The sequence below is a fragment of the Amycolatopsis ponsaeliensis genome (assembly GCF_030182635.1).
In the GTDB taxonomy this organism is placed as follows: domain Bacteria; phylum Actinomycetota; class Actinomycetes; order Mycobacteriales; family Pseudonocardiaceae; genus Amycolatopsis; species Amycolatopsis ponsaeliensis.
Genome location: NZ_JAPZLD010000033.1, coordinates 56,131 through 79,473 on the forward strand (window position 1 = coordinate 56,131; position 23,343 = coordinate 79,473).

Genomic DNA, 23,343 nt, shown 5'->3' on the forward strand with positions numbered 1-23,343 from the left:
TGAGCTGAACAGTGGTCACGGATGTGAACGATCAGCCGGTCACGCTCGGTGCGCCCGTCTCGAGGTGCCCGCTGAACCGGCGGAGGAACTTCGGGTCGGCGTCGAGCGTCGCGGACAGGTCGTACCAGCCGGACCCGTAGGCGACGGGGTTCCAGTCGTCGGTCACGGTCTGCCCGGCGGCGAGCGGATAGGTCCACGGGCCGTCGGTGCGGTAGTGGTTCGCGGCGATCGTGATCTTGACGGCCGTCGTGCCGCTGTTGCGCATGGTCAGCCGCAGCTTGTTCTCGGTGGTGTAGCTCCCGAGGACGTCGACGCCCGCGCCGGCGCTGTTCGCGTCCCCGGCGAGGACCCAGCGGAACCGGTTGGGCCCGTGCACCGCGACGCCGTACTTCCCGCCGCCGTAGAGCTGGATCCGCCAGGTGTCGCTCACCTGCGCGCCGGGCGCGACGTCGTAGGGCCACGGGCCGTCGGTCTGGCCGTCGTTGCGGTAGGCCATCAGCTGGACGGCCGCGGTGCCCGGGTTCGCGAACGTCGTGGTGAGGAGCTGGCGGTCCACGCTCAGCGACGTCGTCACCAGTGGGCGGTAGGGGAGCGCGCGGGCCGGGCGGGTGCCGGCTTCTTGGACCGGGACCTGCTGCTTCCCGGTCGCGGGCGGCGTGGGCTTCGGCAGCTTCTTCTGGGTGTCGTCGGCCTGCTTGCGCAGCGCGGCGGTGTCCGGCAGCAGCGGGATCTGCACGTTCGGGGTGCCGAAGTCGAAGCACGTCATCAGGTCGCCGCAGAGCGCGCGGCGCCACGCGCTGATGTTCGGCTCGGCCACGCCGGTCCAGCGTTCGAGGAACCGGATGACCGACGTGTGGTCGGTGACCTCGGAGCTGATCCAGCCGCCGCGGCTCCACGGCGAGATCACCGTCATCGGCACCCGCGCGCCGAGCCCGATCGGCTTGCCGCCGATGTACTCGCCGGCGGTCCCCGGCGGCGCGATCGGCGGCGCGACGTGGTCGAAGAAGCCGTCGTTCTCGTCATAGTTGATCAAGACCACAGTGGACTCCCACAGCTTCGGGTTCGCCCACAAGGCGTTCAGCACGGTCTGGGTGTACGCGGCGCCGTCGACCGGGCGGGCTTCGGGGTGCTCGCAGTAGCCGTAGGGCGCGACGATCCACGAAACCTTCGGCAGGGATCCGCTCGCGCAGTCGGCGGTGAACTCGGCCAGCACGTGGCCGACGTCCTTGCCCTTCCCCGAATCCGGGCCCCAGGTCTTGAACACACTGGCCCGTTCGGACAGATCGCTCGCGTAGTCCTGGTGGTAGGCCTTGAAAAGCCACAGCGGGTTGTCGCCGTAGTCGCCGACGAACGAGCCGCCCGCGTCACCGACCTCCTTGTTGGCGTAGACCTTCCACGAAACGCCGCGCTGCTGCAGGCGTTCCGGGTAGGTCGTCCAGCCGAAGACCGGCTTGTAGTCGGCGGGGTTGTAGTTCGCCGGGCCGCCGGCCTTGCCGTCGGCGTCGATCGTGCCCGTGAACAGGTAGAGCCGGTTGGGCGTGGTCGGGCCCTGCACCGAGCAGAAGTAGTGGTCGCACAGGGTGAACGCGTCGGCCAGCGCGCGGTGGAAGGGGATGTCGCCTTGCGCGAAGTAGCCCATGGTCATCTCGCCCTTGGCGGCGACCCACGCGTCGTTCGCGCCGCCGGCGATCGCCTGGTGCTGGTCGGCCCAGCCGTGGCCGAGGTCGCCGAGGTCCTGACCGTCCACTGTGGTGGTGTCCACTCGGAACGGCAGCAGGTACTTGCCGTCGCTGCGGCCGGAATCGGGCTGGTGGAAGACGTCCTGGCCGTTCGGCCGCACGATCGCCGAGCGGTCACCGTAGCCGCGGACGCCCTTCATCGTGCCGTAGTAGTGGTCGAACGAGCGGTTCTCCTGCATGAGGACCACGACGTGCTCCACGTCGGACAGGCTGCCGGAGACGCGGGGCTCGGCGAGGGCTTCGGCCATGCCGGGCGGCAGGGCGCCGAGGGCGCCGGCGGCGGCGACCCCGCCGAGGAAGCTGCGGCGGGTGAACTCGTGCGGGTCGGCCATCACGGGGAGCCTCCAGGGGGACCTCGGCAGGGCCGGGCCAGCGTAAGTGATCAAAGCTGTTCGGAAACACCGACCTTCGGACGGAATCACGCAGAACGAAGTTCACGAGCTGTTCGGTTCGCGGCCCGGCCGCGTGACACTTTCCGGTGACCCGGAGGTGAACCCGGTCCGCACGGGGAACCTCTCCCAGCACAAACCCCTGGCGTACAGGGGCTTCCGGGAGGAGAACACCATGAAGACCCGTATCGCCGCACTCGCGGCCGCGCTCACCGTCACCGCCGCCGTCGCCACGGCGACCCCGGCGTCGGCCGACCCGGTCCCGGGCAATCCGAACCAGTTCTACGCCTACTGCGCGGTCGACCTGCTCGGGGTGCCCCTGGGCTGCGCGGAGACCGACGTGGCGCACGCGTCGCACGTCTGCCAGTACGTCGCCACCGGCGTCGGGCTCGGGCTCGACTGCATCCAGCGCTGAAGTTGCCCGAAAGTACCCGGTGGTCCGGACCATCGGGTACTCGTCGGAAAATGTCCGACCGGTTAACCTTGTTCTTCGCCAGGTACCCGTTCATACTTTGTTGCGTCCGACAACAAATAGGGTGCCGGTGAGCCGCCAGCCGTCGCCCGCGGAACGGAAGGGGCGACGACGATGTCGACCAGGAACTCCGCCCGATGGCGGCGGACGACCCGCCTGCTGGTGGCACCCGCGGCCTTGCTCGTGGCCGGCGCTCTGGTGGCCGCACCGCAGGTCCAGGCCGCACCCGCGTCGGTTCTGGCCTCCTTCACCGACGACTTCGACGGCCCGGCGGGCAGCGGGGTCGACGGCGGGAAGTGGGTCCACGAGACCGGCGACAACGTGAACAACCACGAGCGGCAGTGGTACACCGACGGCACCGCCAACGCGGCGCTCGACGGCCAGGGCCACCTCGTGATCACCGCCAAGAAGGAGAACAGCGGGAACAACTGCTGGTACGGCGCCTGCGAGTACACGTCGGCGCGGCTCAACACGTCCGGCAAGTTCACCGCGTCCTCCGGGCACATCGAAGCCCGGATGAAGCTGCCGCGCGGGCAGGGCATGTGGCCCGCGTTCTGGATGCTGGGTTCGGACATCGGCAACGTCGGCTGGCCGCAGTGCGGCGAGATCGACATCATGGAGAACGTCGGCTTCGAGCCGAACACCGTGCACGGCACCATCCACGGCCCGGGGTATTCGGGTTCGGGCGGCATCGGCGCGGCCTACAACGGCCCGAACTTCTCCGACGACTTCCACACGTACGCGATCGACTGGTCTGCCGATCGCATCGTCTGGTCCGTGGACGGCAACGCCTACCAGACCCGCACGCCGGCCGACGTCGGCGGCAACCAGTGGGTGTTCAACCACGACTTCTTCGTGATCCTGAACCTGGCGGTCGGCGGCTACTGGCCCGGTGACCCCGACGGCAGCACCCAGTTCCCGCAGCAGCTCGTGGTCGACTACGTCCACGTGAGCTGAGGGTCCAGACCAGCGGGACCGGCTTCCCACCGCGCGCGGCGGAGGGGGGCCGGTCCCGCGCCATTTCCCCGGTCTCGGGCAGTGGTCTTGAATGACTCATTCAGGTCTTCGGACGTCCTGAATGAGTCATTCAAGGCACCGCAGGCGGGCCTTTGGTACAGAACCGGGACATTTCTGGTTCAGACCTGTCGAACAACCCCGACGGCCCGGCGATCTTCCCCGGACAAAGTGACGGTGTGCGCTCGAGAAGCGCCCCGGCACCCGGAGGAGACCCATGGCCCGTACCCGCATCCCACCCGTCGCCGGCGGGATCGCCGCCGCCGTGGCGGTGGCTCTCGCCGTGGCCTGCTGGGTGCTCTTCCCGCCCACCGTCGACGGCCGCGCCAGTGCCGCGCGGCCCGTTGTCGACCTGCCGCTTCCGTGGCCGGCCGGCGGGCAGGCCAGTGCCGAGGTGCAGGGCCTGGGCTCGCTCGGCAGTCGCGGGGACCAGCGGCCGGTGCCGATCGCGAGCGTCACCAAGGTCATGACCGCCTACGTCGTGCTCAAGGACCACCCGCTCGCCGCCGGTGAAGCGGGCCCGCGGATCACCGTCGACGAACAGGCCGAAGCCGAGTCGACGTCGTCCGAAGAGTCGAGCGCTCCCGTGCGCGCCGGCCGGGAGATCAGCGAGCGGGACCTCCTGTCGCTCATGCTCGTCCCGTCCGGCAACAACGTCGCCCGCCTGCTGGCCCGGTGGGACGCCGGCAGCCAGGACGCCTTCGTCGCGAAGATGAACCGCGAGGCCGCCGCGCTCGGCATGACCAGCACCACCTACACCGGCGCCAGCGGTGTCGAGGACTCGACGACGAGCACCGCCACCGACCAGCTGCGGCTGGCCCGCGAGGTCATGAAGAACGACGTGATCCGCGCGATCGTCGGCACCGCGAGCCTGCGCGTCGACGGCGTGCCCGGCGACGTCGTCAACACCAACACCCTCCTCGGCCGCCACGGCGTGATCGGGCTCAAGACCGGCTCGTCGACCGCGGCCGGCGGCGCTCTGATGTGGGCCGCGCGGGCCGACGGCGGCGCGCTCATCCTCGGGGTCGTCCTGCACCAGAACCCGGGTGGCAGCCCGGCGGCCGGGCTGCGGGCCGCGCTCGACACCAGCGAGACGCTCATCTCGGCGATCCAGCGGGAACTGCCGGCGGCGACCCGGTGACCGCGACCCTCGAACCGGAGAAGACCGTGCCGGACCGCGGGACCTGGCGCCGCGGCCGGGTCATCGCGGTGTTCTCCGCGCTGACCGCACTGCTGCTGCTCGCGCACTCGCTGGTGCCCAACTGGGTGGGCAACGCCGGCAGCCTGCTGGAGACGTTCCTGCCGTGGACGGGCCTGCTCGTGCTGCCGTTGCTCGTCGCGGCATTGGTCCGGCGTTCCGCGCTCGCGCTCGTGTCGCTGCTGCTTCCGACGCTGGTCTGGGGCGGGTTCTTCGGCGGCAGGCTGGTCGACCGGACGGCAGGCGGCGGCGACCTGACGATCGTCTCGCACAACGTCAACGACGAGAACCCAGACCCGGCCGGCACCGCGCGTGCGTTGGCCGCCTCGGGGGCGCAGGTGATCGCGTTGGAGGAGCTGAAGAAGTCCGAGATCCCGAAGTACGAGGACGCGCTCGCGGCCGGCTACCCGCACCACTCGGTGCAGGGGACCGTCGGGATCTGGAGCACCTTCCCGTTGCGCGACACGGAACCGGTGGCGATCATGCCGTGGACCCGGGCGCTGCGGACCACAGTGGACACTCCGAAGGGCCCGGTGGCGGTCTTCGTCGCGCACCTGCCGTCGGTGCGGGTCCGGCTCGATTCGGGCTTCACCGCCAACGGCCGCGACGAGGCGATCGGCCTGCTCGCGGACGCGGTGGCCGGGGAACCGTCGCCGCGCACGGTCCTGGTCGGCGACTTCAACGGCACCGCGGACGACCGGGCCCTGGCGCCCATCACCGCGCGGATGCAGTCCGCCCAGGACGACGCGGGGGACGGGTTCGGGTTCAGCTGGCCCGCCGGGCTGCCGATGGCGCGGATCGACCAGGTCTTCGTGACGGGGGTGCGGCCGGTGGCGTCGTGGACGTTGGCCGCCACCGGCAGCGACCACCTCCCGGTGGCGGCCACCCTGGCGCTCTGACGCCGGCGCTGTCCCGGGTCCGGTGTCTTGAATGACTCATTCAGGTCTTCGGAGGTCCTGAATGAGTCATTCAAGACGCGCTGCCGTGGGCCGAACATCGGGCCTGAACACCGCGCCTGTGTCCCTTCCGGTGAATTCCCCACCACGCCTCCCGCTGGTCGGCGGCCCCGGGCCGGACGCGAGGGCACGTGACGAGACCGTTACGCACCCCGGTCTTGACCGCGTGGGTGTTATCGCTAACACTGACTCCTCGCCGTCACCGGAACGGGTGACGGGGACCACGTCGACGCGGACGGAAGGGGACGCCGGTGGCCGAACGACCCCGCTCCGGCGGCCCTGTGAAGGTGACCGCGGCCGGTACGCGGCAGCCCAGTCTCACCGACGTCGCGGGCGTGGCGGGCGTGTCGCACATGACCGTCTCCCGGGTCATCAACGGGACCGGCCCGGTGCGCCCCGAAACCCGCGCCCGGGTGCTCGCCGCCATCGAAGAACTGGGCTACCGCCCGAACTCCGCGGCCCGCGCGCTCGTCACCGGACGCACCGGCACGCTCGGTGTCGTCGCGCTCGAGTCCAATCTGTACGGTCCGGCCAGCACGCTCTACGGCATCGAGAACGCCGCCCGCGAAGCCGGGTACGCGATCACGATCTCCAGTGTCAGCCGTCCCGGCCGGTCGTCGATCACCGACGCGGTGGAGAACCTCCGCCGCCAGGCCGTCGAAGGCATCATCGTCATCGCCCCGCACGTCACCGCGGGCCGCGCCCTGGAAGCCGCGCCGGCGGACTTCCCGGTCGTCGCCGTCGGTGGCGGCGAGGCCGCGCCGGTCCCGGTGATCTCCGTCGACCAGCGTGACGGCGCCCGCCGCGCCACCGAGCACCTGCTGGCCCTGGGCCACCGCACGGTCTGGCACGTCGCCGGGCCGGAGGACTGGCTGGAGGCCCGCGACCGCGAGCTCGGCTGGCGGGAAACCCTGGAACGCCACGGCGTGGACGTGCCCCGGGTGATCCGCGGCGACTGGAGCTCGCGCTCGGGTTACGAGGCGGGGCGATCCCTCGCCAAGGAAGGCGACCTCGACGCCGTCTTCGCCGGCAACGACCAGATGGCGCTCGGCCTGCTCCGCGCGTTCGCCGAGGCCGGCGTCTCGGTGCCGCGGGACGTGCGCGTCGCGGGCTTCGACGACGTACCCGAGGCGGCGTACTTCACGCCGCCGCTGACCACGGTGCGCCAGGACTTCATCGAAGTCGGCCGGCGCACGTTCGGCCTGCTCACGCAGCGGATGGAAGGGGGCGACCGGCACGCGCGCGCTTTGGTCGTGCCCGAGCTGATCGTCCGCGAGAGCACCGGGCCGCGTTAGCGCCCCGCGCGCGCCGAACCGAAGATGTCCAGCTCCGAATGTTAACGCTAACAAGAATGATCACCGTCGATCGAGGAGTGAACGTGCTGAAGAAGCGATGGGCCGCCGCGGCGGCCGCGGCGGCCGGACTCGTGCTGCTCACCGCCTGCGGGAGTGGTGGTTCCTCCGGCAGTTCCGGCGGGGCGATCACGCTCGGGTTCGCCCAGGTGGGCGCCGAGAGCGGGTGGCGGACGGCCAACACCAAGTCGATCCAGGACTCGGCGAAGACCGCCGGCATCGAGCTCAAGTTCTCGGACGCGCAGCAGAAGCAGGAAAACCAGATCTCCGCCATCCGCTCCTACATCCAGCAGAAGGTCAAGGTCATCGCCTTCTCGCCGGTGGTGGAGTCCGGCTGGGACACCGTGCTCAAGGAGGCCAAGACGGCCAACATCCCGGTCATCCTGACCGACCGGGCGATCGACTCGCCGGACAAGTCGCTCTACAAGACCTTCCTCGGCTCGGACTTCATCGCCGAGGGCAAGAAGGCGGGGGAGTGGCTGACCAAGGAGTACGGCAGCGCCACCGGCCAGGTCAACATCGTCGAACTGCAGGGCACCACGGGCTCGGCGCCGGCCAACGACCGCAAGAAGGGCTTCGGGGACGTCATCGCGGCGGACCCGAAGTACAAGATCATCGCTTCGCAGACCGGTGAGTTCACCCGCGCCAAGGGCAAGGAGGTCATGGAGGCCTTCCTCAAGTCCCAGCCCAAGATCGACGTCCTCTACGCGCACAACGACGACATGGCGCTCGGCGCCATCGAGGCGATCGAAGCCGCGGGCAAGGTCCCGGGCAAGGACATCAAGATCATCTCGGTCGACGCCGTGAAGGACGGGATGCAGGCGCTGGCCGACGGCAAGATCAACCACATCGTCGAGTGCAACCCGCTGCTCGGCCCGCAGCTGATGGACCTGGTGAAGAAGGTCTCCGCCGGGGAGTCGGTGCCCGCGCGGATCGAAACCAAGGAGACCGAGTTCGACCAGGCGTCGGCGAAGGCCGCCCTGCCGCAGCGCCAGTACTGAGAGGTCCTCGTGTCCACCGAACTGCTCACCATGACCGGCATCCGCAAGGAGTTCCCCGGTGTCCTCGCCCTCGACGGCGTCGACTTCCGCCTGTTCCCGGGCGAGGTCCACGCTCTGATGGGGGAGAACGGCGCCGGCAAGTCCACCCTGATCAAGGTGCTGACCGGGGTGTACGGGGTGGACGCGGGCACGATCACCCTCGCCGGGACCGCCGTCGCCTTCGGCGGTCCCGGCGAGGCGCAACAGGCCGGCGTCAGCACGGTCTACCAGGAGGTCAACCTCTGCCCGAACCTGTCCGTGGCGGAAAACGTCTGCCTCGGCCGGGAACCCCGCCGCTTCGGCCGCATCCAGTGGGGCCCGATGCGGCGGCGGGCCGAGGAGCTCCTCGCCCGGCTGGACGTCCACGTGGACGTCTCGGCCGAGCTGAGCACCTGCTCGATCGCCGTCCAGCAGCTGGTCGCGATCGCCCGCGCCCTCGACGTCGAGGCGCGAGTCCTGGTGCTCGACGAGCCGACGTCCAGTTTGGACACCGGCGAGGTCGAACAGCTCCTCAAGGTCGTCCGGTCCCTGCGCGAGCAGGGGCTGGCGATCCTGTTCGTCTCCCACTTCATCGACCAGGTCTTCGCCGTCGCCGACCGGATGACCGTGCTGCGCAACGGAAAGCTGATCGGCGAGTTCCGCACGGCGGACATCACGCCCGTCGACCTGATCACCAAGATGATCGGCAAGGAACTGCGCGTCCTGGAAACCCTGGAAGACTCCGGTCCCACCCGGGCCGAGGTCGCGGACGCGCCGGTGCTCCTGTCCGCCGAAGACCTCGGCCGCAAGGGCGGCGTCGAGCCGTTCAGCCTCGACATCCACGCCGGCGAGGTCGTCGGGCTGGCCGGGCTGCTCGGCTCCGGGCGCACCGAGCTCGCCCGGCTGCTCTTCGGCGCCGACCACGCCGACACCGGATCCGTGAAGATCGACGGCGACGCGACGTCACTGCGCACCCCGCGCGCCGGGCTCGACCACCGGATCGCGTTCTGCTCCGAGAACCGCAAGACCGAAGGCCTGGTCGAGGAACTGACCGTCCGGGAGAACATCGTCCTGGCGCTGCAGGCCTCCCGCGGCTGGGCGCGGCCGCTGTCCCGCCGCCGCCAGGACGAGATCGCGCGCAAGTACATCGAGACGCTCGACATCCGCCCCACCGACCCCGAAGCCCTGGTCGGCAACCTCTCCGGCGGCAACCAGCAGAAGGTGCTGCTGGCGCGCTGGCTCATCACCGAGCCCCGGCTGCTCATCCTCGACGAGCCGACCCGCGGCATCGACATCGGCGCCAAGACGGAGATCCAGCGGCTGGTCACCCAGCTTTCGACCGAGGGGATGGCCGTCGTGTACATCTCCGCCGAGCTGGAGGAGGTGCTCCGGCTGAGCCACCGCGTCGTGGTGCTGCGCGACCGGAAAGTGGTGGCCCAGCTGGCGAACCAGGCGCTCACCGCCGACGACATCATGGCCACGATGGCCGAGGGAGCCGTCTCATGACCAAGCACCGGTTGTTCTGGCCCGTGGTGGCGTTGCTGGCGCTGCTGGTGGGCGACCTCATCGCGAGCCCGGCGTTCTTCTCGATCGAACTGCGCGACGGTCACCTCTACGGGAACCTCGTCGACATCCTGAAGAACGGCGCCCCGCTGATCCTCATCGCGATCGGCATGACGCTCGTCATCGCCACCCGCGGCATCGACCTCTCGGTGGGCGCGGTCGTCGCGATCAGCGGTTCGCTCGCCTGCCTGTGGATCGCCGACCACCCCGGCGGCATCGGCGCGACGCTCGTCGCCGTCGGGCTGGCGCTGGGCCTGTCGCTGGTGCTCGGGGTGTGGAACGGCTGGCTCGTCGCCGCGCTGGGCATCCAGCCGATCATCGCCACGCTCATCCTGATGGTCGCCGGGCGCGGGATCGCGCAGCTGATCTCCGGCGGGCAGATCATCACGATCAACTCGGCCCCCTACGAATGGATCGGCAGCGGGTTCGTGCTGACCCTGCCGAGCGCGATCCTCATCGCCCTGGCCGTGTTCGTGCTCGCTTCGCTGCTGGTCCGCCGCTCCGCCCTCGGCCTGCTCGTCGAGGCCGTCGGCGGCAACCCGGAGGCCAGCCGGCTGGCCGGGCTCCGGTCGGCGCGGCTGACCTGGCTCGTCTACGTCTTCTGCGCGTTGTGCGCGGGCATCGCCGGGCTGATGATCAGCGCGAACGTGCACAGCGCCGACGCCAACCACGCCGGGCTGTTCATCGAGCTCGACGCGATCCTCGCCGTCGTCGTCGGCGGCACGCAGCTTACCGGCGGCCGGTTCTCCGTGGGCGGCGCGGTGATCGGCGCGCTGCTCATCCAGACGCTCACCACCACCGTCTACGCCCTCGGCATCCCGCCCGAGGCGATCATGCTGTTCAAGGCCGTGGTCGTGCTGGCGGTCTGCCTGCTGCAGTCGCCCGCGTTCCGCCGCAAGCTCCGGCGGCGCCGGACTCCGCAGGCCGGGCACCCGGCACCCACGTCCGCCCCCGAGAAGGTCGAGGTCACGGCATGACCACCCTCGCGCGCGTCCGCGGTTACCGGCCGCGCCAACGGCACCTCCCGATCCTCGCCACGATGGCCCTGCTCATCGGGGCCTACATCTTCGGTGCGGCCAGCTACGAGGCGTTCGGGTCCGGGCAGGTCGTGCTCGACCTGTTCATCAACAACGCCTTCCTGCTCGTGGTCGCGGTCGGGATGACGTTCGTGATCCTCACCGGCGGCATCGACCTGTCCGTCGGGTCGGTGGTCGCACTGTCCACAGTGATCTCCGGGGACCTGCTGCAGAAGCACGGCTGGCCCGCGTACGCGGCGATCGCGGTGGTGCTGGTGGTCGGCGCGCTGCTCGGCGCCGGGATGGGTGCGCTCATCCACTTCTTCGAGATCCAGCCGTTCATCGCGACGCTGATCGGGATGTTCTTCGCCCGCGGGCTCTGCTACACGATCAGCACGGAGGCGTACTCGATCGACAACGCGACGATCGCCACGCTCGCCCAGACGCAGATCCCGTTGGGCGGGGAGCTGCACATCTCGATCAGCGTGGTCGTCGCGCTGGTCGTCGTCGCCGTCGCGGTCTACGTGCTGGCCTTCACGCGGTTCGGGCGCACGGTCTACTCGATCGGCGGCAACGCGCAGTCCGCGATGCTGATGGGCCTCAAGACCGGCCGCACGAAGATCGCGGTGTACACGATCAGCGGCTTCTGCTCGGCCCTCGGCGGGCTGCTGCTGGTGCTGTACAAGTCTTCCGGGGACCCGCTCAACGGCGTCGGCCTCGAGCTGACCGCGATCGCCGCGGTGGTCATCGGCGGCACCATCCTCACCGGCGGCTCCGGCTACGTGCTGGGCACCGTGCTCGGGATCATGGTGCTGGGCATCATCCAGACGCTGATCACCTTCGACGGCACCCTCAACTCCTGGTGGACCTCGATCATCACCGGCGCCCTCCTGTTCGTCTTCATCGTCCTGCAACGCCTCGTCACCCGCCGAACCCCCTGACTGTGAGCGCTCACACTCGAAGGAGAGTCATGCTCCGCAGAATCCGGCGCCCCCTGGCCGTGCTCGCGGCCCTGACCTTGTTCTCCGCCCTGCCCGTCACGGCCGCCGCGGCCGACCCCGACCCGGCGCTCGCCGGGCATTGGACGTTCGACGAAGGCAGTGGCACGACCGCCGCCGACACCGTGGGGGAGCACCCCGCGACGCTGAACTCCGGCGCGGGCTGGGGCCCGGGCATCCGCGGCGGCGCCCTGACGACCGACGGCGCGAGTGGTTTCGCCGACGCCGGCGCACCGGTGCTGGACACCACGAAGAGCTTCTCCGTCAGCAGCTGGGTCAAGCTCGACAAGACGTCCGGCTTCCAGACGTTCGTCAGCGTCGACGGCAACCAGGTCAGCAACTTCTTCCTCCAGTTCCGCGACGACTCGCGCCGTTTCGCCTTCACCCGCCTCGCCGGGGACGCGCCGGCCGACGGCGTCGTCGCTTCGGCGAACTTCGACCCGGTCGTCGGCCAGTGGTACCAGCTCACCGGCGTGTTCGACGCGGCCGCGTCGACCCTGGCCCTGTACGTGGACGGCACCCGGCAGGCGACGGTGTCCGCGCCCGCCGGCTGGGCCGGCACCGGCCACCTGGTGATCGGCCGCGGCAAGTACGGCGGCAACCCGGTGGACTACGTCGACGGCACGATCGACGACGTCCGCGCCTACTCCGGCCCGCTGACCGCGGCCGAGGCCGCCCGCCTGGCCATCGCCGGGCACTGGACCCTCGACGAGGGCACCGGCACCACCGCCGCTGACGACTCCCTCGACGCACGCACCGCCACCCTCACCGGGGGCACCACGTGGGGCGACGGCGTCGTCGGCCCGCACGGCGCCGCGTTCAACGGCACCGACGCGGCGATCGACGCCCCGGCCCCGGTGGTCGACACGGCGCAGAGCTTTTCGGTGTCCGCGTGGGTCAAGCCGACCGCGGCGACCGGCTTCCGGACCGCCGTCAGCGTCGACGGCACGACCATCAGCGGCTTCTACCTCCAGCGCACCGCCGACGGGCGGTTCGCCTTCACCCGCCGGGCGTCCGATGGCGACGCGGCGTCGTCCTCGGCGGTGTCCACCCTGCCCGCCCAGGCCGACCAGTGGCAGCACGTCGTCGGCGTCTACAACCGCGCCGCCGGCACGCTTTCCCTGTACGTCAACGGAACCCTGCAGCAGAGCGTCCCGTTCACCACGCCGTGGACCGCCGGCGGGCACCTGGTCATCGGACGCGGCAAGTGGGCCGGCAGCCCGGCCGACTGGTTCGCCGGGGGAGTGGACGACGTCCGCGCGTACCCGACGCCGCTGACCGCGTCCGCCGTCACCGCGTTGGCCGCGAGCGGGTCGTGGCACTTCGACGAAGGCACGGGCACGGTCGCCCGCGACTCTTCGGCCAACGCCGCCGACGGCACGCTCCGCGGAGCGACCTGGACTGCGGGCGCGGCGGGCAAGGCCGTCCAGCTGGACGGCAAGTCCACTGTGGACATGGGAACCTCGCCCGCGTTCGACACCGGCACCGGCTCGCTCTCGCTGGCCGCGTGGTTCCGCACCGCCGCGGACGGGACGCTGGTCGACCACGGCGACGGCTATGCCCTCGGCGTGGCCGGCGGCAAGCTCACCGCCCGCGTCGGCACGATCCAGGTGACCACCAGCGGCGGCGGTCTGGCCGACGGCAACTGGCACCACGCCGCCGTCGTCCTCGACCGCGCTTCGCAGCGGCTCACCGTCTACGCCGACGGTGACGCGGCCGCGGTCACCAGCACCTGCGGCACACCGACGGGCACGACCCTGGACGTCTCGGCCTGCCCGGCGTCCGGGAACAGCACGGCGGCCTTCACCGTCGGCGCCGGGTTCACCGGCGCGGTCGACGAGGTCGAGCTGCGCCGCTTCCCGCTCAGCGCGGCCCAGATCGGCACCCTCGCCGGAGCGAACCAACTGGCGGTCGACGCCAACGTCGTCCGCGCCAACACCCGCCCGACCACGTACGGCTCGATCCTCGAAGACATCAGCCACTCCGTCGAAGGCGGGCTGTACGCCGAACTCGTCCGCAACCGCACCTTCAAGGAGGCCTACCAGCGCGGCAGCGGCGCGGGCGACACCCCGGTCCCGTACTGGTCCCTGCTCACCTCCACCGGCGCGACCGGCACGTACGCGATCGACACCGCGACCCCGCTGAACACCGCCCTCGACCGGTCGATGAAGCTGCACGCCGACGTCGTCCCGGCCGGTGGGCGCGTGGCCGCGGCGAACGTCGGCTACTACGGCATCGCCGCCAAGCCGTCCACGAAGTACACCGGCAGCTTCTTCGCGAGGGGCACGTGGACCGGCGCGGTCCGCGTCAGCCTGGAGAAGCCGGACGGCACCGTGCTGGCGAGCAAGGACCTCCAGCCGGCCGGCGTGGACTGGGCACAGCAGACGTTCAGCCTCACCACGCCGTCGACGATCACGACGTCCACCGACAACCGGATCGTCGTCTCGCTGGTGAACAAGGGGAAGAAGGCGCTCGCCGGGGACGCCTGGTTCCAGCAGGTGTCGCTGTTCCCGCCCACCTTCAAGAACCACGGCGTCCGCCTCGACCTCGGGCAGAAGCTCGCCGCGATGAAGCTCGGCCTGTTCCGCGTCCCGGGCGGGAACTACCTCGAAGGCAACACCCTCGACACGCGGTTCGCGTGGAAGAACACCATCGGGAAGCCGGAAGAGCGGCCCGGCCACCAGAACACCGCGTGGGGCTACTGGTCCACCGACGGCTTCGGCATCCTCGACTACCTCAAGCTGTCCGAGGACATCGGCGCGCAGCCGCTGCTCGCGCTGTTCGCCGGCTACACCCTCAACGGCCAGCACGTCAGCCAGGCCGACTACCCGCAGTACGTCCAGGAAGCGCTCGACGAGATCGAGTACGCCATCGGCGACGCCTCCACGGCGTGGGGTGCGAAGCGGATCGCCGACGGGCACCCGGCCGCGTTCGACCTGCACTACGTCGAGGTCGGCAACGAGGACTGGTTCGACGGGTCGGGCAGCTACGCCTGGCGCTTCACCGACATGTACAACGCGATCAAGGCGAAGTACCCGCAGCTGACGGTCATCGCGACGACCGGCGGCCTGCAGGGCGGGGCCGCGTCGAGCACCCCGACCGGCGTGCGCCCGGACGCCGCGGACGACCACTACTACCAGTCGCCGCAGTGGTTCACGGACAACTCGACCCGCTACGACACCGCGGACCGCAGCGGCCCGGAGATCCTCGTCGGCGAGTACGGCGCCCAGGACGGCCGGCCCACCGGCACCCTGGCCGCCGCGATCGGCGAAGCCGCGTTCCTCACCGGGCTGGAGCGCAACAGCGACATCGTCATCGGCTCGATGTACGCGCCGGTGCTGGTGCACGAAAACCAGGCCAACTGGCCGGTCAACCTGATCGGCCTCGACGCCGGGAGCAGCTACGGCTCGCCGTCGTACTGGGTGCAGCAGATGTTCTCCAGCACGCTCGGCAAGCAGATCGTCACCAGCCGCCTCAGCCAAGGCAGCCCGCTGCGGCAGGTGGTCAACGTGACCACCAAGGCGGGAAAGAAGACGTTCACGGTCAAGCTCGTCAACCCGACCGGGCAGGTGCAGACCGCGCGGCTGGCGCTCACCGGCGTCACGGCGGTCGACGGCACCGGGACGCTCACCACGCTCACCGGCGACCCGGCGGGCCGCAACAGCCTCGCCGCGCCGACCGCCATCGTGCCGCAGACCAGGGAGATCACCGGGCTGGCGGCGACGTCGAAGCTGACGTTGCCCGCCAACTCCGTGACGACTCTCGTGATGACCGGCCGTTGAGCCGTACCGGAAAGGAACCAGAAGTGTCAGCAGACCCTCTCGTCGTGGGCGTCGACTTCGGCACGCTCTCGGGACGTGCGGTGGTCGTGCGCGTGGCCGACGGCGCCGAACTGGGCAGCGCGGTCTTCGAGTACCCGCACGGCGTGCTCGACGAGACGCTGCCCGCGTCCGGCCGCGCGCTGCCGCCGGACTGGGCGCTGCAGGTGCCCGCGGACTACGTCGGCGTGCTCCGCACCGCCGTTCCCGCCGCGCTCGCCGATGCGGGGGCGGACCCGGCGGCCGTCGTCGGCATCGCGACCGACTTCACCGCGTGCACCATGGTCCCGGCGACCGCCGACGGCACGCCGCTGTGCGAGCTGCCCGAGTTCGAGGCCGAGCCGCACGCCTACGTCAAGCTGTGGAAGCACCACTCGGCCCAGCCCCAGGCCGACCGGATCAACGAGCTGGCCCGCACCCGCGGCGAGAAGTGGCTGCCGCGCTACGGCGGGCTGATCTCGTCGGAGTGGGAGTTCGCCAAGGGCCTCGAGGTCTTCGAAGAGGCCCCGGACGTCTACGCGGCGATGCGGCACTGGGTCGAGGCGGCCGACTGGATCGTCTGGCAGCTGAGCGGGGTGTACGTCCGCAACGCGTGCACGGCCGGGTACAAGGGCATCCTGCAGGACGGCCAGTACCCGAGCCGCGACTTCCTCCGCGAGCTCGCGCCCGGCTTCGAGTCCTTCGTGGCCGACAAGCTCGAACACCCCCTGGGCGCGCTGGGCTCCCGCGCCGGCGGGCTCACCGCGGAGGCCGCCGCCTGGACCGGGCTGCCCGAAGGCATCGCGGTCGCCGTCGGCAACGTCGACGCGCACGTGACCGCGCCGGCGGCGAACGCCGTCGAGCCCGGCCAGATGGTCGCGATCATGGGCACCTCGACGTGCCACGTCATGAACGGCGCCGAACTGCACGAGGTCCCCGGCATGTGCGGGGTCGTCGACGGCGGGATCGTCCCCGGTCTCTGGGGCTACGAAGCCGGGCAGAGCGGCGTCGGCGACATCTTCGGCTGGTTCGTCGAGCACTTCGCGCACGACGGTCACGAGCAGCTCACCCGGCTCGCCGCCCGGCAGGAGATCGGCGAACACGGCCTGGTCGCCCTGGACTGGCACAGCGGCAACCGGTCGGTGCTGGTCGACCACGAACTGTCCGGCGTCATCGTCGGCCAGACCCTGGCCACCCGCCCCGAGGACGTCTACCGCGCACTGCTCGAGGCAACGGCGTTCGGCACCCGCAAGATCGTCGAGACGTTCGGCGAAGCCGGCGTCCCGGTCACCGAGCTGATCATCGCGGGCGGGCTGATGAAGAACGCGCTGCTCATGCAGATCTACGCCGACGTCACGAACCTCCCGCTATCGGTCATCGGCTCCGGACAGGGACCCGCGCTCGGGTCCGCGATCCACGCGGCCGTCGCCGCCGGGGCCCACCCGGACATCCGCGCGGCCGCCGCCGCGATGGGCTCGGTCCAGCGCGCGGTGTACCAGCCGGTGCCCGCGCACGTCACCGCCTACGACGAGCTGTACGCCGAATACACGACGCTGCACGACTACTTCGGCCGCGGCGCCAACGATGTCATGCACCGCCTCGCGGCCCGCCGTCGCGCTGTCGCGAAAGGAAGGTCCTGATGTCCTCCCTGACCGATGAAGTCCTCGACACCGTCGCCGAACTCCGGGAGACCGTGGCGAACCTGCACGGCGAGCTGACCCGCAACGCGCTGGTCATCTGGACCGCGGGCAACGTCTCGGCCCGCGTGCCCGGCCGCGAGCTGATGGTGATCAAGCCCTCGGGCGTCTCCTACGACGACCTGTCCGCCGACACCATGGTCGTCACCGACCTGCACGGCGAACTGGTCCACGGCGAGCTGGCGCCGTCGTCGGACACCGCCGCGCACGCCTACGTCTACCGGCACATGCCCGAGATCGGTGGCGTCGTCCACACGCACTCGACCTACGCCACGGCGTGGGCCGCCCGGGGCGAGCCGATCCCGTGCGTGCTCACGATGATCGCCGACGAGTTCGGCGGGGACGTCCCGGTCGGCCCGTTCGCCCTGATCGGGGACGACTCGATCGGCCGCGGCATCGTCGAGACGCTGCGCACGAGCCGTTCCAAGGCCGTGCTGATGCGCAACCACGGCCCGTTCACCGTCGGCCGCACGGCGCGTGACGCGGTCAAGGCCGCGGTGATGGTCGAGGACGTCGCCCGCACCGTGCACAAGGCCTTCGAGCTCGGCACGCCCGAACCCCTCCCACCCGAGGACGTCGACCGGCTCTACGCCCGGTACCAGAACGTCTACGGCCAGCACTGAAACGCTTCCAGGAGAAACGATGACCCGCGCGTCGAAACCCCAGCTCTGGTTCCTCACCGGCAGCCAGGCCCTCTACGGCGAGGAAACCCTCGAACAGGTCGCCGGCCAGTCCCTGCGGATCCAGCAGCTCCTGGCCGCCTCCGGCGGGCTGCCGGCCGAGATCGTCGGCAAGCCGGTGCTGACCGAGGCGTCGTCGATCCGCCGGGTCCTGCAGGAGGCCAACGCCGACGCCGCCTGCGTCGGCGTCATCGCATGGATGCACACCTTCTCGCCCGCGAAGATGTGGATCACCGGGCTGGACGCGCTGCGCAAGCCGCTGCTGCACCTGCACACCCAGCTCAACGAAGCCCTGCCGTGGTCCACCATCGACATGGACTTCATGAACCTCAACCAGGCCGCGCACGGCGACCGCGAGTTCGGGTTCGTCCAGACGCGGCTCGGCATCCCGCGCAAGACCGTCGCCGGGCACGTCTCCGACCCGGTCGTCGTCGCGCGGATCGACGCGTGGGCGCGGGCCGCGATCGGCGCCGACCACCTGCGCAACCTCCGGCTGGCCCGGTTCGGCGACAACATGCGCGACGTCGCCGTCACCGAGGGGGACAAGGTCGAGGCCGAACTGCGGTTCGGCGTCTCGGTCAACACCTACGGCGTCAACGACCTGGTGGAACTGGTCGACGCGGTGTCCGAAAAGGACACAGTGGATGGTCTGGTGGCGCAGTACGCCGAGGACTACGCGGTGGTCCCCGAGCTGGCGGCCGGGGGAGCGCAGCACGAGTCGCTGCGCTACGCGGCGAAGATCGAGGCCGGGCTGCGGAAGTTCCTCACCGACGGCGGGTTCGGCGCGTTCACCACGAACTTCGAGGACCTCGGCGGCCTGCGCCAGCTGCCCGGCCTCGCCGTCCAGCGGCTGATGGCCGACGGCTACGGCTTCGGCGGCGAGGGCGACTGGAAGACGTCCGCGCTGCTCGCGGCGGTCAAGGCGATGGGTGTCGGCATCGGCTGGGGCACCTCGTTCATGGAGGACTACACCTACCACTTCGGGCCGGGCACGCCGAAGATCCTCGGCGCGCACATGCTCGAGGTCTGCCCCAGCATCGCCGCCGCGAAGCCGACCTGCGAGATCCACCCGCTCGGCATCGGTGACCGCGAGGACCCGGTGCGGCTCGTGTTCGACGCCCGGCCCGGGCCCGGCGTCACCCTCGGCCTGGTCGACCTCGGCGACCGGTTCCGCCTGGTCGCCAATGAGATCGAGGTCGTCGCGCCCGACGAGCCGCTGCCGAACCTGCCCGTGGCGCGGGCGGTGTGGGAGCCGGCGCCGTCGCTGTCGACGTCCGCCGAGTCGTGGATCACCGCGGGCGGGCCGCACCACACCGTGCTCACCCAGGCCGTGGGCACCGAAACCCTTCGCGACTTCGCGAACCTCCTCGGCGTCGAACTGCTGGTGATCGACAAGGACACCACCCCGCACGGCTTCGCCGACCGCATCCGCTGGAACCAGGCGTACCACCGCCTCGCCCAGGGTTTCTGAGAAAGGAAGAAGGAACAATGAAGTTCACCAGAACAATCGCGGGGATCGCCGCCGCGGGGCTCGTGCTGACGTTGTCCGCGTGCGGCTCGAGCCAGAAGACCGCCGACCAGACGGCGGCACCCGGCGCCGCGAGCGCGGCGGGCGGCCTGGTCGGCGTCACCATGCCGACGAAGTCGTCGGAACGGTGGATCCACGACGGCGACAACATCAAGTCGGCGCTGGAGAAGCTCGGCTACAAGGTCGACCTGCAGTACGCCGAGAACGACATCCCGACGCAGGTCAACCAGATCGAGAACCAGATCACCAAGGGCGCGAAGCTCCTGGTCATCGCCTCGATCGACGGCACCGCCATCACCACCCAGCTGCAGGAGGCGGCCGACCGCAAGATCCCGGTCATCGCCTACGACCGGCTGATCCGCAACTCGCCGAACGTCGACTACTACGCGACCTTCGACAACTTCAAGGTCGGCGTCGAGCAGGCGAACTCGCTGGTCAAGGGGCTGGGCGACGGCGCCGGTCCGTTCAACATCGAGCTGTTCGCCGGTTCGCCCGACGACAACAACGCGACGTTCTTCTTCAACGGCGCGATGTCCGTGCTCAAGCCGCTGATGGACAGCGGCAAGCTCGTGGTCAAGAGCACCCAGACGGACTTCGCCCGCGCGGCGATCCTGCGCTGGGACCCGGCCACCGCGCAGCGCCGCATGGAGGACCTGCTCACCAAGACCTACACCGGCGGCGCGAAGGTCGCGGGTGTGCTTTCGCCGTACGACGGCCTGTCGATCGGCATCCTCTCGGCCCTGAAGAGCAACGGCTACGGCACCGCCGGCCAGCCGTACCCGGTCGTCACCGGGCAGGACGCCGAGGTCGCCTCGGTCAAGTCCATCATCGCCGGTGAGCAGTACTCGACGATCTTCAAGGACACCCGCATCCTCGCCGACACCACGGTGAAGATGGCCGACGCGGTGCTCAAGGGCGGCAAGCCCGAGGTCAACAACACCAAGGACTACGACAACGGCAAGAAGGTCGTCCCGTCGTTCCTCCTGCAGCCGGTGACCGTCGACAAGGCCAACTACCAGAAGGAACTCGTCGACTCGGGCTACTACACGGCAGGTCAGCTGAAATGACCGAACTGCTCGGCATGCGCGGGATCACCAAGACCTTCCCCGGGGTCAAGGCGCTGTCGGACGTCACCCTTTCCGTGAACAGCGGCGAGATCCACGCGATCTGCGGGGAGAACGGCGCCGGGAAGTCCACCTTGATGAAGGTGCTCTCCGGCGTCTACCCGCACGGGACGTACGACGGTGAGATCCACTTCGACGGGCAGCGGTGTGAGTTCGGTTCGGTCCGCGACAGCGAGCGGCACGGAATCGTGATCATCCACCAGGAGCTCGCGCTGTGCGGGCAGCTCTCGATAGCGGAGAACATTTTTCTCGGCAACGAACGCGGCAAGCGGGGCTGGATCGACTGGAACCGCACCAACCACGAGGCCGGCGCGCTCCTGCGGCGCGTCGGCCTCGCGGAAAACCCGGTGACTCCGGTGCGGGACCTCGGGGTCGGCAAGCAGCAGCTGGTCGAGATCGCCAAGGCGCTGTCCAAGGAGGTCCGGCTGCTGATCCTCGACGAGCCCACCGCGGCGCTCAACGACGAGGACTCGGCCCACTTGCTGGAGCTGCTGCGCGAGCTGCGTTCCGACGGCGTGACCTGCGTGATCATCTCGCACAAGCTCGGCGAGGTGACCGCGATCGCCGACACCGTCACGATCCTGCGCGACGGCCGCACCATCGACACCCTCGACGCGGCCGGCCTGACCGAAGAACGCATCATCACCGGGATGGTCGGCCGCGACCTCGAGCACCGGTTCCCGCCCCGGGAGCCGGACATCGGCGAAGAGGTGCTGCGGATCGAGGACTGGACCGTGCACAGCCCCACCCAGGCCGGCCGGGTCGTCGTCGACAACGCGTCGCTTTCGCTGCGGCGCGGGGAGATCGTCGGCCTCGCCGGGTTGATGGGCGCGGGCAGGACCGAGCTCGCGATGAGCGTGTTCGGCCGGTCCTACGGCAAGGACATCTCCGGGCGGATCCTCAAGCACGGGAAGGAGATCGACGTCCGGTCGGTGCGCGACGCCGTCCGCCACGGCATCGCCTACGCCACCGAGGACCGGAAGCGGTACGGGCTCAACCTGATCGAGGACATCCAGCGCAACGTGTCCGCGGCGGGGCTCGGCAAGCTGGCCAAGCGCGGCTGGGTCAACGAGCACGCCGAGCACGAGACGGCCGTCGGGTACCGGCGGAGCCTTTCGATCAAGGCGCCGACCGTGCGCAGCGTGACCGGGAAGCTCTCCGGCGGCAACCAGCAGAAGGTCGTGCTGGCCAAGTGGATCTTCACCGACCCGGACGTGCTGATCCTCGACGAGCCGACCCGCGGCATCGACGTCGGCGCGAAGTTCGAGATCTACACGATCATCAACGAACTGGCCGCGCAGGGGAAGGCCGTGCTGGTCATCTCCTCCGAGCTGCCGGAGCTGCTCGGGCTCTGCGACCGGATCTACGCGCTGTCGGCCGGGCGGATCACCGGCGAGGCGACCCGCGAAGAAGCCACCCAAGAACTGCTCATGCAGTACATGACCAAGGAACGGCAATGACCACGACCGAAGCGCGTCCCGACGCGCCCCCGGCCGAGCGCTCCGCCCGGCGGATCTCGATCAACCCGCGCCAGAGCGGCATCTACGTCGCGTTCGCGCTGATCGTGGTGTTGTTCGAGGTGCTCACCGGCGGTGCGCTGCTGGAACCGCAGAACATCTCCAACATCATCGTGCAGAACTCCTACGTGCTGATCCTCGCGATCGGGATGATCCTGGTGATCATCTCCGGGCACATCGACCTGTCCGCCGGGTCGGTCGTCGCGGTGACCGGCGCGGTGTCGGCCGTGCTGATGGTGAATTGGCACCTGCCGTGGTTCTGGGCGGTGCTGATCACGCTCGTCGTCGGCGCGGTGATCGGCGCCTGGCAGGGTTACTGGGTCGCCTACTTCGGCATCCCGGCGTTCATCGTGACGCTGGCGGGGATGCTCGTGTTCCGCGCGCTGACCCTGACGGTGCTGGGCAACCAGGGCATCGGCCCGTTCCCGGACACGATCCGCACGCTGTCGAACGGCTTCACCGACGGCTACCTGGGCAACATCGCCCTCGGCCCGCTCGGCGGCGCCGACCTGGTGTCCCTGCTCGCGGGCGTGGCGGCGGTGGCCGGGATCGTGTTTACCCAGTGGCGCAAGCGCTCGGCCCGGCTGGGCTACGGCCAGGACGTCGACCCGTTCGCGGTGTTCGTGCTCAAGATCGCCGGGATCGCGGTGCTGGTGCTGGCCCTGGTGGTGCAGCTGGCGCGGTTCAAGAACCTGCCGTGGGTGCTGATCCTGCTGGCGGTGCTGGTGCTCGGCTACTCGCTAGTGGCCGGGAAGTCGGTGTTCGGCCGGCACATCTACGCCGTGGGCGGCAACCTGCAGGCCGCGACGCTTTCGGGTGTCAAGGTCAAGTCGGTGACGTTCTGGATCTTCGTCAACATGGGCGTGCTGGCGGCTTTGGCGGGGATCATCTTCGCGGGCCGGTTGAACCAGGCGGGCCCGACGGCGGGCGTGAACTTCGAGCTGGACGCGATCGCGGCGGCGTTCATCGGCGGCGCGGCGGTCCAGGGCGGCGTGGGCAAGGTCGTCGGCGCGATCACTGGCGGGCTGATCATGGCGGTGATCAACAACGGGATGTCGCTGATCGGCGCACCGAGCGAGCGGGTGATGCTGGTGAAGGGCGTCGTGCTGCTGGCGGCGGTGGCGTACGACATCTGGACGAAACGCCGCGCGGCTTCCTGAGTTCCGGTGTTTTCGGAAGGGGCTTTCCCGGTCGGGGGAGCCCCTTTCTTTTCGAAGTTCTCGAATTGCTTGACCACGCGGTAACGGGCCGGTCATAGTGCTGGTGAATCCCTCACCAGCGGAG

The 23,343-nt window shown here is 70.1% G+C and carries 16 protein-coding genes and 1 pseudogene; 16 read left to right on the plus strand and 1 reads right to left on the minus strand.

All coding sequences use genetic code 11. From position 1 onward, the window contains the following. Positions 1 to 31 precede the first annotated feature (31 nt). Positions 32 to 2,071, minus strand: a complete 2,040-nt coding sequence (locus tag QQ657_RS37580; protein ID WP_284747095.1) for a phosphocholine-specific phospholipase C — start codon at positions 2,069 to 2,071, stop codon at positions 32 to 34. Positions 2,072 to 2,303: 232 nt separating this feature from the next. Here QQ657_RS37580 and QQ657_RS37585 point away from each other — a divergent pair, with 232 nt between their 5' ends. The 16 genes and pseudogenes from QQ657_RS37585 to mmsB all read left to right on the plus strand — a co-directional run bounded on the left by QQ657_RS37585 (position 2,304) and on the right by mmsB (position 23,219). Continuing rightward, on the plus strand, positions 2,304 to 2,543 hold the full coding sequence (locus QQ657_RS37585; RefSeq protein WP_284747096.1) for a hypothetical protein: 240 nt from the start codon (positions 2,304 to 2,306) through the stop codon (positions 2,541 to 2,543). A gap of 171 nt (positions 2,544 to 2,714) precedes the next feature. Next, positions 2,715 to 3,554 (plus strand): annotated as a pseudogene (locus QQ657_RS37590) (glycoside hydrolase family 16 protein); the annotation flags it as partial. Positions 3,555 to 3,831: 277 nt separating this feature from the next. After that, entirely contained in the window at positions 3,832 to 4,755 is a 924-nt protein-coding gene (locus tag QQ657_RS37595) for a D-alanyl-D-alanine carboxypeptidase family protein (RefSeq protein ID WP_284747097.1), read from the plus strand. Positions 4,756 to 4,781: 26 nt separating this feature from the next. Next, positions 4,782 to 5,711: an endonuclease/exonuclease/phosphatase family protein gene (locus tag QQ657_RS37600; RefSeq protein WP_434056821.1), complete on the plus strand. Its 930-nt coding sequence runs from the start codon at positions 4,782 to 4,784 to the stop codon at positions 5,709 to 5,711. A gap of 308 nt (positions 5,712 to 6,019) precedes the next feature. Beyond that, complete coding sequence (locus QQ657_RS37605) at positions 6,020 to 7,063, plus strand: LacI family DNA-binding transcriptional regulator (RefSeq protein WP_284747099.1); 1,044 nt, start codon at positions 6,020 to 6,022, stop codon at positions 7,061 to 7,063. Between the two features lie 56 nt (positions 7,064 to 7,119). Next, positions 7,120 to 8,121 carry an ABC transporter substrate-binding protein gene (locus QQ657_RS37610; protein WP_434056819.1) on the plus strand — a complete coding sequence of 334 codons (1,002 nt, stop codon included), beginning with the start codon at positions 7,120 to 7,122 and terminating at the stop codon, positions 8,119 to 8,121. Positions 8,122 to 8,151: 30 nt separating this feature from the next. Then, the gene (locus QQ657_RS37615; protein WP_284747158.1) at positions 8,152 to 9,645 is read left to right on the plus strand and encodes a sugar ABC transporter ATP-binding protein; all 1,494 of its coding nucleotides are present in this window, start codon (positions 8,152 to 8,154) and stop codon (positions 9,643 to 9,645) included. Next, complete coding sequence (locus QQ657_RS37620; protein WP_284747100.1) at positions 9,642 to 10,679, plus strand: ABC transporter permease; 1,038 nt, start codon at positions 9,642 to 9,644, stop codon at positions 10,677 to 10,679. The genes QQ657_RS37615 and QQ657_RS37620 overlap by 4 nt, the downstream gene beginning before the upstream one ends. Continuing rightward, positions 10,676 to 11,659 carry a galactofuranose ABC transporter, permease protein YjfF gene (yjfF, locus tag QQ657_RS37625; protein ID WP_284747101.1) on the plus strand — a complete coding sequence of 328 codons (984 nt, stop codon included), beginning with the start codon at positions 10,676 to 10,678 and terminating at the stop codon, positions 11,657 to 11,659. Before QQ657_RS37620 ends, yjfF begins: the two co-directional genes overlap by 4 nt. Before the next feature lie 29 nt (positions 11,660 to 11,688). Beyond that, positions 11,689 to 15,498 (plus strand): LamG-like jellyroll fold domain-containing protein, encoded by a 3,810-nt coding sequence (locus QQ657_RS37630; RefSeq protein ID WP_284747102.1) that lies wholly within the window; start codon positions 11,689 to 11,691, stop codon positions 15,496 to 15,498. A gap of 23 nt (positions 15,499 to 15,521) precedes the next feature. Further along, positions 15,522 to 17,153, plus strand: a complete 1,632-nt coding sequence (araB, locus tag QQ657_RS37635) for a ribulokinase (RefSeq protein ID WP_284747103.1) — start codon at positions 15,522 to 15,524, stop codon at positions 17,151 to 17,153. After that, entirely contained in the window at positions 17,153 to 17,833 is a 681-nt protein-coding gene (locus QQ657_RS37640; protein WP_284747104.1) for an L-ribulose-5-phosphate 4-epimerase, read from the plus strand. Before araB ends, QQ657_RS37640 begins: the two co-directional genes overlap by 1 nt. Before the next feature lie 19 nt (positions 17,834 to 17,852). Next, the gene (araA, locus tag QQ657_RS37645; protein ID WP_284747105.1) at positions 17,853 to 19,361 is read left to right on the plus strand and encodes an L-arabinose isomerase; all 1,509 of its coding nucleotides are present in this window, start codon (positions 17,853 to 17,855) and stop codon (positions 19,359 to 19,361) included. A gap of 17 nt (positions 19,362 to 19,378) precedes the next feature. Further along, positions 19,379 to 20,485, plus strand: coding sequence for a multiple monosaccharide ABC transporter substrate-binding protein (gene chvE / locus QQ657_RS37650; RefSeq protein WP_284747106.1), 1,107 nt, complete (start codon positions 19,379 to 19,381; stop codon positions 20,483 to 20,485). Continuing rightward, positions 20,482 to 22,002, plus strand: a complete 1,521-nt coding sequence (gene mmsA, locus QQ657_RS37655; RefSeq protein WP_284747107.1) for a multiple monosaccharide ABC transporter ATP-binding protein — start codon at positions 20,482 to 20,484, stop codon at positions 22,000 to 22,002. The genes chvE and mmsA overlap by 4 nt, the downstream gene beginning before the upstream one ends. Next, complete coding sequence (gene mmsB / locus QQ657_RS37660) at positions 21,999 to 23,219, plus strand: multiple monosaccharide ABC transporter permease (protein ID WP_284747108.1); 1,221 nt, start codon at positions 21,999 to 22,001, stop codon at positions 23,217 to 23,219. The genes mmsA and mmsB overlap by 4 nt, the downstream gene beginning before the upstream one ends. Positions 23,220 to 23,343: the final 124 nt, after the last annotated feature.